We start from the raw sequence: 10471 nt of genomic DNA, 5'->3' as shown, positions 1-10471 counted from the left end.
CCGGCGGAACCGCGCCCGTGGTGTCCTTGGCGGTGGTCGGCTCTGTCGCCATAGGCTGGATGCCGGTGGCGGTATCGGTATCGGCAGGTTCGGCGGCGACCGGAACGGTCGAGGCCGGCGCAGCCGAAGCTGTCGTCGTCTCGGACGCCGCTGGGTTTGCATCGGCCGATGTAGCCAAGGCGACGGGGGCGGGAACCGGTTCTGCGATCGGCGCGGCACCCATCGACGGCTCGGCGCCTGACGGCGTGGCAATCATGCTTTGCGCGGCCATGTCGTCCTTGGTTGCCGGTGCGGATGGCTCGGCCTGTCTGCCGGCATGGTCCGGCGCGCTTTCCACTGCCGCGGGCTGCGCGTCCGTCTTTGGCTGGCTCGCGGCATCGAGCGAGGCGGTTTGCATCGGCTGCGAGGCGACGATCGGCACGACATCGTTGCTCGCCACCTGGGCCGGATCGGCGAAAAAGGCCTTGCCCAGTTGCAGGGCGCCCAGCGCCAGCAGGATCGCGGTTGTCCCCATCAGGATCGGCTTGCGCCGTGCCTTGAGCAGGTCGCCGATCCGCAGTGCCTTCACCGGTCCGGTCACCGTCGACTGGCGCTTCAGCGCATCGGCCTCGGCGGCCGCGGCCTGCGCCGCGCGCCGGGCAGCGGCGATGAAATCCGATTTCGCGGCATCGGTGTCGCTGGGCTTGGCCGGCTGGCCGCGCTCGTCACGCACGCGCTTCATGATGGCATTGAGGTCAGGTGCGCCGGAGCCGGGCTCCAGCGGCCGGTTGGCCATTTTCGGATCGAGCGGCTCGTCGAGATCGACGCTCGGTATTGGGGCACTCGGCGCTGAGCCGGCCAGTGGCGGGATATCCGCCTCCTTCTTGCCCTTGAAGGCGCGGGCCAGCCCGCCGAACAACGATTTGCGGCCGCCGGCCTGTCCGCCTTTCTCGGCGATCGTGTCCGAACCGAGCGCGGCCATGGCCGCCGCCGCGGCAGCCTCGGCCGGCGTGCGCGTGCCAATACCAATACCGAGGTCGCTACGCATACCCAGGTCGCCGCGTGCACCCGGCTCATTGCGCAGGATGGCGGCGGCACGGCCATCGAGATCTGCCATGTCCCCAGTCAATGGCAGGGGCTGATCGATATCCATCGACGGCGCGTCGACGGCCATTTTGGGTCGGCGCACGCCGCGCCAGTTGCTCGGCTCGGCCGGTGCCGCATCCAGCAATTCGCTCATCGCCTCGACCGGCTCGCCGGGTTCGAGCGAACCCAGCCGGTCGACGATCTTGAGCAACGTATCGTGGATGGCCTCGAACGTTCTCGAATTGCGTTCGTCGGAGCGCCGCGTCAGTGTTTCAAGCGTCTTCAAATCCTGGGCGAGGCCGGAAACCGCGGTCGCATTGGCGCTCGAACCGGCCAGCGATTGCACTGCGTTCTCGGCCGCTTCGCGCGCCGCGCCGAGAATGGAATCGCGGGTTCCTGCGAGCGACTTTTCAATTTCGTTGAGACGCGGGCTGATGTCCTCGAATTCCGGCAGCGGGGTGCTGGGCTTGGAAAGATGAGCCGACAGGCCGGCAACCTGTGCTTCCAGGCTGCGGATCAGCGCCGGATCGATGCCGGCGACCTGTGCGGCCGACGCGTCCAGCCGGCTTGAAATGTCTTCGAGCCGGCTCTCCAGTCCGCGGATCGCCGCTTCGCCCGCGGGATCGGGCACACGCGTTTCAAGGCGCTTGGCGAGCGCCGTAAAGCGGGCATCGATGGCTTCCATGATGCCGACGCTGTCGACCTGCGGCATGCGCTGGTCGAGCCTGTCAGCAACCTCGTCCAGCCTGCGCTCGAGATCGCGGAACAGCATGTTGCCCTGTTCGATGGCGTCACCCTGGCGGCGTTCCATCATGCTCGACAGCACGTCGAAGCGTTGCTCCAGCCCATGGAAGATGTAGTCGGCGTCAGGCATGGCGGGTGCCTGGTCGATCTTGTCGGCGATGAATGCGATCTGCTTGGCCAGGCGCTCCATCGCCTGCTCCGGCAGATTGGCGCGGCCGGCGAGTTCGTCGACCCGGCCCGACAGCGTGCTCAACCGGTCCATGACCGCGTTGCCGGGACGATCCTGCGCCACTTCCTGGATCTGGCCGGCAAGCGAGTCGATCCGTCTCTCTATGCGCTCGAAAGCCTCGTGGTCGAATGAATTGGCTTGCGCGGCGACCGTCGATGCCACGATGGCGCGGGAAATCTCGTCCAGCCGCTCGTCGATCATGCCAAGCGTGTCGCTGCCGCGATTGTCTTGCTGGCTGGCGAAATGGTCGACAGCGCCGGCAAGCGTCCGCACCTTCTCCTCCAGCGAGCGCAGCGACAACGATTCCGGCAAATTGTTGACGGCATTGCTGATCTGCTCGAGCCGGGCGGTGAGAGCAGACAGGCCCGGGTCGTCCGAGCGCTTGCGCTGGTCGGCGTCGAGGCGGTCTTCGAACGCCGTCCAGCGGCGATCGAAATCGTCCCAGCGGCGGTCGACCTTCTGCACGCTCTCTTCGCGTGCCAGCGTTTCGAGTGCGGCTTTGACCTGTTCGAGCTCGAGGCGCAGCATGTTGACGCTTCTGTCGTCGCTCTTCTCGGCCAGGGTCTGGATGGCGCCCGAAAGACGCTCGAACTCAAGGCCGAGTTCAGCACTGCCCTTGGCCGAAGCACCGGGCCTTGCGCCTGACTGGAAGGCCCGCTCGATGTCCTTGCGCAGCGCTTCGAATTCCCGCTGCAGGCCTGCGGTCATCTGGTGGCGCAATTCCTCGCGCATGCCGCGCAATTCGCCGGCGATCTTGCCGACCATGGCAACGCCATCCTCCTGGCCGCGCACGCGATCGATATCGCGGGCAATGGCCTGGTAATTCTGCTCGAAAGCGGCGGCTCCCTGCATCGGGCTCTTCGGACGCGACGCGGGCTGCGGGTCCTCATACCAGCGCTGCTGGCCAGAGGGCCGGGCGGCGGGGTAGCGCGCATCGGCACCATATTGGCGGGGATCGGGTTGGCGGAGTTCGGGACGTGCCATCGGATCCTCGCGCGTCCGCTCCAGCCGCTGCTCCAGTGTCTCCAGCGACTGGTTCAACTGATCGAGCGTGGTCTGCGGCCTGCGCTGCCTGCCGGCATTGAGTGTATCGAGATAGGACCGCTTGCTGTTCATCGGTGCGTCCGTCTTTCAGAATGGCTGGCTCGCGGCCAGTTCCCCCAGGTCCCTATCGGAACGAAGGCGACCGGCGGCGATGCCGCGGCGGAAGACGAGCTTCCCGGGCTCTCGCCCGCGCTCCGAAAAACCGTGAAAAATTCGATACAGGATAAACACGGGTAGCCGACGCGCCCACATTTCCCCCAACGTGGTAAACAACGCGTTAACCAAACTTAAGAAATCGAAAGGATGTTGGCTGCTGGCCTGACGGTGCGGCATAAAGGGCGGGGCGCAGAACGCCCTTGCGTCATCCTGCGGCAATCGGTATAGAATTGACGTAAACGTAAAAGGCGCATTGAGCGCATGTTTGCGATTTGTTTGTTGAAACCACGACTGGAAGCAGGCCCCCGCTTCCAGTCAGGCGACGCACGGTCCAGGACCGCGACGCCACCAGACGGGGAAAGCCAGTGACCATGAAGCTTATCTCGGCCGGCGAGACCGCGGCCAATACCAATATGTCTGCCGAAGCCGGCGAGGACCTCGTCCGCATCGGCGAGATGGCGAAGAAATATGGAGTGACGCTGCGCACGCTGCGTTTCTACGAAGACAAGGGCCTGCTCAACCCGCAGCGCGACGGTTCGACCCGTCTCTACACGCGCCGCGACAAGGCCCGCCTCAAGCTGATCCTGCTTGGCCGCAAGGTCGGATTCTCGCTGCGCGACGTCAAGCAGATGATGGATCTCTACGATCCCACCGGTTCAAACACCAAGCAGCTCAAGCTTGCGCTGGACAAGTCGGAAAAGCAGCTTGCCCGCCTGCAGAAGCAACGGGCGCTGATCGACGACGCCATCAACGAGCTCAGCGGCTCGATGTCGGCGGTGCGCCAGATGCTGAGCGAGCGTTCGGCGCCGCAGGCGAGCGCCGCCAGCTGAAGCAATTCCGTCAGGAATTGCGCCAGACACCAAGTCGTCTGCTGATTGTCCGAGTTCTGTCTAGCCGCGTGGCCTGCCACGCGGCTTTTCGTTGTCCTGGCCCACTCTTATGGCCTTTCGGCGCTGGCTTGCGCAACGTCGCGCCGCTACGCTCATTGCTCCAGGGGGCGGGGAATCTTGTCGCATCGAGAAAATTGACGTTTACGCAAACGTCAATTTTTGCTATCCCGCTCCCAATATGGGTCCGCATGCCGCCCTGGCTTGTCTTCGGGGCATTCGGACCGGGTTTGCAGGGTGGAGAAAAAGCATGCCGACATACAGGGCTCCGGTCCAGGATACGCTGTTCGTGCTCAACGAGGTTCTGGGTTACCAGCGTTATTCGAACCTTCCCGGATTTGCCGACGCCACGCCCGATGTGCTCGAGGCGATCCTCGCCGAAGGCGCCAAGCTCGCCGAAAACGTCATGCATCCGCTGAACCGTGTCGGCGACATGGAAGGCTGTGTGCGTCACGACGATGGCTCGGTGACCACGCCGAAAGGCTTCAGGGAGGCCTTCGACCAGTACCGCGAGGGCGGCTGGATGGGATTGGCCGCACCCGTCGAGTTCGGCGGCCAGGGCCTGCCCTATGCCGTGCACACCGCCGTCGCCGAATATATGGTCTCGGCCAATATGTCCTTGATGATGTATCCGGGCCTGACGCAGGGCGCGATCGCGGCAATCATCACCCACGGCACCGACGAGCAGAAGGCGACATGGTTGCCGAGGATGATCGAGGGTGCCTGGACCGGCACCATGAACCTGACCGAGCCGCATTGCGGCACGGATCTCGGCCTGTTGCGGACCAAAGCGGTGCCGAACGGCGATGGCACCTATAAGATTTCAGGCCAGAAGATCTTCATCTCGGCCGGCGAACACGACATGTCGGACAACATCGTCCATCTGGTGCTGGCCCGCATCGAGGGTGCGCCGGAAGGCGTCAAGGGCATCTCGCTGTTCATCGTGCCGAAGCTCAAGCTCGACCCGTCGGGCAATCCGGGCAACAGGAACACCGTCTCCTGCGGCTCGATCGAGGAGAAGATGGGCATCCACGGCAATTCGACCTGCGTCATGAACTATGACGAGGCTGAGGGCACGCTGCTCGGCGAGCCCAATGGCGGCCTGAAGGCGATGTTCACGATGATGAACGAGGCGCGCCTCGGTGTCGGCCTGCAGGGGTTGTCGCTGTCGGAGATCGCCTATCAGAACGCTGTCGGCTACGCCAAGGACCGTTTGCAGGGCCGCTCATTGTCTGGGCCGAAGGCGCCGGACAAGAAGGCCGATCCGATCATCGTCCATCCCGACATCCGCCGCAGCCTGATGACCATGAAAGCCTTCAACGAGGCCGGCCGCGCGCTGGCGCTGTGGACGGCGATCAAGTCCGACATCGCCCACCGCTCCGGCGACGACAAGGATCGCCAGGCCGCCGACGACTACACCGGCCTGATGACACCGGTGGTCAAGGGCGTGCTCACCGACAAAGGGTTCGACCACGCCGTCATGGCGCAGCAGGTGTTCGGCGGTCACGGTTATATCGAAGAGCACGGCATGAGCCAGTTCGTGCGCGATGCCCGCATCGCTATGATCTATGAAGGCGCCAATGGCATCCAGGCGCTCGACCTCGTCGGCCGCAAGCTTGGTTTGCATGGCGGCCGCGCCGTGCAGGCCTTCTTCAAGGAGGTTGGCGAATTCTGCGAGGAGAACCGCGCTAACGAGAAGATGGCGCCGTTCACCAAGGCGTTGAAGAAAGGTCTCAACGATTTGCAGGCAGCGACCATGTGGCTGGTGCAGAACGGCATGGCCAAGCCCGACAATGCGGGTGCCGCCTCGACCGACTACATGCATCTCTTCGGCCTGGTCGCTCTGGGCTATATGTGGGCGCAGATGGCCAAGGTGGCACTTGGCAAGACGGACGCCAATGGCGCGCAATCCTTCTACGACAACAAGATCGTGACGGGGCGCTTCTTCATGGAGCGGATCATGCCGGAGACATCGGCGCATCTCGCCCGCATTTCGAGCGGCGCTGACACATTGATGGCACTGCCGGCGGAAGCGTTCTAAGCTCGACTTCACTGGCCTTTCTGTCTGTCGATACGCGGAGGAAATCGTGGCGACAAATCCCGCCGAAGTGCTCTCTTTGCCGAAGCCCGCCTGGGCGGCGGACGAGGTCGGCATGCTCTACGACATGGCGCATCGCTTCATGTCGGAGGAGATCGCGCCGCGCTACGACGAGTTCGAGAAGAACGAGATGGTCGATCGCGAAAGCTGGCTGAAGGCAGGTTCCGCCGGCCTGCTCTGCGCTTCTATGCCGGAGGAATATGGCGGCTCCGGCGGCACCTTCGCGCATGAGAGCGCCATCATCGAGGCCATTGGCCATGTCGGCGTCGACGGGTTCGGCATCGGCCTGCACAATTCGATCGTCGCCCCTTATATCCTCCACTACGGCTCCGAGGAGCAGAAAAAGAAATGGCTGCCGAAGCTGGCGACCGGCGAGCTGATCGGCGCCATCGCCATGACCGAGCCCGGCGCCGGTTCCGATCTGCAGGGCGTCAAGACGCGGGCGCAGAAGGATGGCAACCACTACAAGATCAATGGTTCCAAGACCTTCATCACCAACGGCCAGCTTGCGAACTTCATCATCGTCGTCACCAAGACCGATCCGGAGAAGGGCGCCAAGGGCACCTCGCTGATCGTCGTCGAGACCGACGAGGTCGAAGGTTTCCAGCGCGGCCGTAACCTCGACAAGATCGGGCTCAAGGCCAACGACACGTCGGAGCTGTTCTTCAACGACATGCGCGTGCCGACCTCCAATTTGCTCGGCCACGAGGAAGGGCAGGGCTTCGTCCAGTTGATGCAGCAACTGCCGCAGGAGCGGCTGCAGATCGGCACGGGCGCCATCGCCATGATCGAGCGGGCGCTGGCGCTGACCATCGACTACGTCAAGGAGCGCAAGGCGTTCGGCAAGGCGATCATCGATTTCCAGAACACCCAGTTCAAGCTGGCCGAACTCAAGACCGAGGCCACCATCGGCCGCGTCTTCTACAATGATTGCGTCGCCCGCCACATCGCGGGCGGCCTCGATCCCGTGACAGCGTCGATGGCCAAGTACTGGCTCAGCGACCTGCAGGGAAAAGTCGTCGACGAATGCCTTCAACTGCATGGCGGCTATGGCTACATGAATGAATACCCGATCGCCCGCATGTTCCGCGACGCCCGCGTCCAGCGCATCTACGGCGGCACCAACGAGATCATGAAATTGCTGATCGGACGCTCTCTCTGAAGGCGACATCAGGCAAACCCAAGGAGCAAGCAAATGGCTGAAGCTTATGTCTATGACGCCGTGCGCACACCGCGTGGCAAGGGCAAGAAAGACGGATCGCTGCACGAGGTGCCGGCGGTGCGGCTTGCCGCCAAGACGCTCGAGGCGCTGCGCGACCGCAATGGGCTGGACACTGCAAACGTCGACGACATCATCTTCGGCTGCGTCGATCCGGTCGGCGAGGCGGGTTCGGTCATTCCGCGCGCCGCCGCCTTCGAGGCCGGCTACGACACCAAGGCGCCCGGCATGCAGATCTCACGCTTCTGCGCTTACGGGCTCGACGCCATCAATTTCGGTGCCGCCAAGATCGCGCAGGGAGCGGACGAGATCGTCATTGCCGGCGGTGTCGAATCGATGTCGCGCGTCGGCATGGGCGCCTCGGGCGGTGCCTGGTTCATGGATCCTTCGGTCGGCCTGCCCGGCTGGTTCGTGCCGCAAGGCATCTCGGCCGACCTGATCGCCACCAAATACGGCTTCAGCAGAGACGACGTCGACGCCTATGCGGTCGAGAGCCAGAAGCGCGCCGCCAAATCCTGGGCGGATGGCCGCTTCAAGAAATCCGTCATTCCGATCAAGGACCAGAACGGCCTGACCATCCTCGACCATGACGAGCATATGCGCCCGTCGACCGACATGCAGTCGCTGGCCTCGCTCAACCCGTCCTTCGTCATGCCCGGCGAAATGGGCGGCTTCGATGCGGTCGCGGTGCAGAAGCATCCCGAAGTGGAAGAGGTCAACCACGTCCATCATGCCGGCAATTCGTCCGGCATCGTCGATGGTGCGGCGGCCGTGCTGCTCGGTTCGAAGAAGGCCGGCAAGGCGATGGGGCTGAAGCCCCGCGCGCGTATCCGCACCTTCGCCAACATCGGCTCCGAGCCTGTGCTGATGCTGACCGGTCCGGTCGACGTCACCGAGAAGCTGTTGAAGCGCGCCAAGATGAAGCTCTCGGACATCGACCTGTTCGAGCTCAACGAAGCCTTCGCTTCGGTGGTGCTGCGCTACATGCAGGCTTTCGACATTCCGCATGACAAGATCAACGTCAATGGCGGTGCCATCGCCATGGGTCATCCGCTCGGCGCCACCGGCGCGATGATCTTCGGCACGGTGCTGGACGAACTCGAGCGGCGCGATCTCAACACCGCTCTGGTGACGCTGTGCATCGGCGCCGGCATGGGCACCGCAACCATCATCGAACGCGTCTGACGGGGAGAGAAACGATGAGCTACACCAATTTCGCCCTCGACACCGACGCCGACGGCATTGCGCTGGTCACCTGGGACATGCCCGGCCGTGCGATGAACGTCTTCACCGAAGAGGCGATGCGGGAATTGAACGCCATTGTCGACAAGGTGGCTGGTGACGCCGCCATCAAGGGCGCCGTGATCACCTCCGGCAAGGATACCTTCTCCGGCGGTGCAGATATCTCTTTGCTGCAGAAGATGCTGACGACCTTCGCCGCGGAAAAGGGCAAGGACGCCGAAAAGGCGACCAAGGCGCTGTTCGACAATGCCGGCATGATGACCGGCCTGTTCCGCAAGCTGGAAACATCAGGAAAGCCGTGGGTGTCGGCGATCAACGGCACCTGCATGGGCGGCGCCTTCGAATTGTCGCTCGCCTGCCACGGCCGTGTCGCCGCCGATAGCGACAAGGTGAAGATGGCGCTTCCCGAGGTGAAGATCGGCATCTTCCCGGGCGCCGGCGGCACCCAGCGCGTGCCGCGGCTGACCGATCAGCAGCAGGCGTTGCAGATGCTGACCTCCGGCCAGACGCTGTCGCCGCAGAAGGCCAAGTCGATGGGCCTGATCCATGAGATCGCCGAGCCGACAAGGTTGGTCGAGACCGCCAAGGCGATGATCAGGAATGGCCTGAAGCCGGTGGCGCCATGGGACGAGAAAGGTTTCAAGCTGCCCGGCGGCCAGATCTATTCGCCGGCCGGTTTCAATCTGTGGCCGCCGGCCATCGCCATCCTGCGCCGCGAGACCTATGGCAACTATCCGGCCGCCGCCGCGATCCTCAAATGCGTCTATGAAGGCCTGCTGGTGCCATTCGACACCGCCTTGCGCATCGAGCAGCGCTATTTCACCGAGATCATGCAGACCAGGGAAGCGGCGGCGATGATCCGCTCGCTGTTTGTGTCGCTGCAGGAACTGAACAAGGGCGCCCGCCGCCCGGCCGGCGTGCCCGAAACCAAGTTCAAGAAGATCGGCATTCTCGGCGCCGGCTTCATGGGCGCCGGCATCGCCTATGTCACCGCCAAGGCCGGCATCCCGGTGGTGCTGCTCGACCGTGATCTGGAGTCGGCCGCCAAGGGCAAGGCGCATTCCGACAGCCTGGTCTCGGATCAGGTCAAGAAGGGCCGCGCCAAGCCGGAGGACAAGGACAAACTGCTGTCGCTGATCACGCCGACGGCGGACTACGCCGACCTTGCCGGCTGCGATCTGGTGGTCGAGGCGGTGTTCGAGGATTCGGGCGTCAAGAAGAGCGCCACCGAACAGGCGGAAGCCGTGTTGAAGCCATCGGCGATCTTCGCGTCGAACACCTCCACCATCCCGATCTCGTCGCTGGCCAAGAATTCGGCGCGGCCGAAGAATTTCATCGGCATCCATTTCTTCTCGCCGGTCGACAAGATGATGCTGGTCGAGATCATTTTGGGCAAGAAGACCGGCGACAAGGCGCTGGCCACCGCGATCGACTTCGTTCGCGCCATCAAGAAGACGCCGATCGTCGTCAACGACACGCGCGGCTTCTACGTCAACCGCTGCGTGCTGCGCTACATGTCGGAAGCCTACAAGATGCTGATCGAAGGTGTGCCCGCGCCGATGATCGAGAACGCGGCGAAGGCAGCCGGCATGCCGGTCGGCCCCCTGGCACTGACCGACGAAACGGCCATCGACCTTGCCCAGAAGATCATGAAGCAGACCATCAGGGATTTGGGCGACAAGGCGGTCGATCCCAAGCAGATGGCGCTGATCAACACCATGGTCGACGATCACGGCCGCTTCGGCCGCAAGAACGGCAAGGGGTTTTACGATTATCCGGCAAAGCCC

At 63.7% G+C, this 10471-nt stretch carries 6 protein-coding genes; 5 read left to right on the top strand and 1 reads right to left on the bottom strand.

Annotated elements, in window-relative coordinates; translation table 11 throughout:
• Nucleotides 1–3154, bottom strand: a 3154-nt coding sequence (locus tag EOA22_RS13705; RefSeq protein ID WP_127390028.1) for a peptidoglycan-binding protein, incomplete at its 3' end; no start/stop codon positions are given.
• A 455-nt stretch (nt 3155–3609) separates the two neighbouring features.
• On the opposite strand from EOA22_RS13705, the gene EOA22_RS13700 reads away from it, so the two are divergent.
• From EOA22_RS13700 to EOA22_RS13680, 5 genes are all read left to right on the top strand, one after another.
• Entirely contained in the window at nt 3610–4068 is a 459-nt protein-coding gene (locus tag EOA22_RS13700) for a MerR family DNA-binding transcriptional regulator (protein WP_013533661.1), read from the top strand.
• Nucleotides 4069–4375: 307 nt separating this feature from the next.
• Nucleotides 4376–6166 (top strand): acyl-CoA dehydrogenase, encoded by a 1791-nt coding sequence (locus EOA22_RS13695; RefSeq protein WP_013533660.1) that lies wholly within the window; start codon nt 4376–4378, stop codon nt 6164–6166.
• A 46-nt stretch (nt 6167–6212) separates the two neighbouring features.
• Nucleotides 6213–7385 (top strand): acyl-CoA dehydrogenase family protein, encoded by a 1173-nt coding sequence (locus EOA22_RS13690; protein ID WP_082826644.1) that lies wholly within the window; start codon nt 6213–6215, stop codon nt 7383–7385.
• A gap of 33 nt (nt 7386–7418) precedes the next feature.
• On the top strand, nt 7419–8627 hold the full coding sequence (locus EOA22_RS13685) for an acetyl-CoA C-acetyltransferase (protein ID WP_127390027.1): 1209 nt from the start codon (nt 7419–7421) through the stop codon (nt 8625–8627).
• 14 nt (nt 8628–8641) lie between these two features.
• A partial coding sequence (locus tag EOA22_RS13680; protein ID WP_127390026.1) for a 3-hydroxyacyl-CoA dehydrogenase NAD-binding domain-containing protein occupies nt 8642–10471 on the top strand: 1830 nt, incomplete at its 3' end.

The organism is Mesorhizobium sp. M7A.F.Ca.US.014.04.1.1, from assembly GCF_003998745.1.
In the GTDB taxonomy this organism is placed as follows: domain Bacteria; phylum Pseudomonadota; class Alphaproteobacteria; order Rhizobiales; family Rhizobiaceae; genus Mesorhizobium; species Mesorhizobium ciceri.
Note: the sequence above shows the minus strand (reverse complement) of the source record. Positions and strands in the feature narration are given on the sequence as shown.

What these genes read in the sequence shown, in the direction of transcription:
- EOA22_RS13700 (WP_013533661.1), top strand. Translation starts at nt 3,610, where the DNA reads ATGAAGCTTATCTCGGCCGGCGAGACCGCGGCCAATACCAATATGTCT.
- EOA22_RS13695 (WP_013533660.1), top strand. Translation starts at nt 4,376, where the DNA reads ATGCCGACATACAGGGCTCCGGTCCAGGATACGCTGTTCGTGCTCAAC.
- EOA22_RS13685 (WP_127390027.1), top strand. Translation starts at nt 7,419, where the DNA reads ATGGCTGAAGCTTATGTCTATGACGCCGTGCGCACACCGCGTGGCAAG.